Annotated in this window: 1 pseudogene; it reads left to right on the top strand. The window is 49.4% G+C overall.

From position 1 onward, the window contains the following. A pseudogene (locus HUN22_RS17835) lies at nt 1–362 on the top strand (hypothetical protein); the annotation flags it as partial.

Here is a 362-nt window from a genome sequence, read left to right as displayed (position 1 = left end):
AGTATGGCTTGAAGCGAGATCTGGATCTCGATAGCGTAACCACAGGTGACAGCAAGCTGGACAGCAACGGTTTAACCGTTACAGGTGGCCCGAGTGTGACTAAGTCAGGCATTGATGCGGCGAATACGAAAGTAATTAATGTAGCAGCAGGTACAGATGCAACTGACGCAGTGAACAAAGGTCAGCTAGATGCATTAAGTACATCAAGTAACAACAAGACTGATGCCTTGGGTAACAGTACAGCGAACAATCTGGGTGGTGGGTCAAGCTACGACAGCACAACCGGTGCGGTGAGTGCGCCAACCTATGTCACCACGAAAACCGATGGTACGACAGTTAATGCAAGCAATGTGGGTGATGCC

Source organism: Acinetobacter lactucae (assembly GCF_013344765.1).
GTDB lineage: Bacteria > Pseudomonadota > Gammaproteobacteria > Pseudomonadales > Moraxellaceae > Acinetobacter > Acinetobacter lactucae_A.
This window is presented reverse-complemented; position numbering and strand designations above follow the sequence as displayed.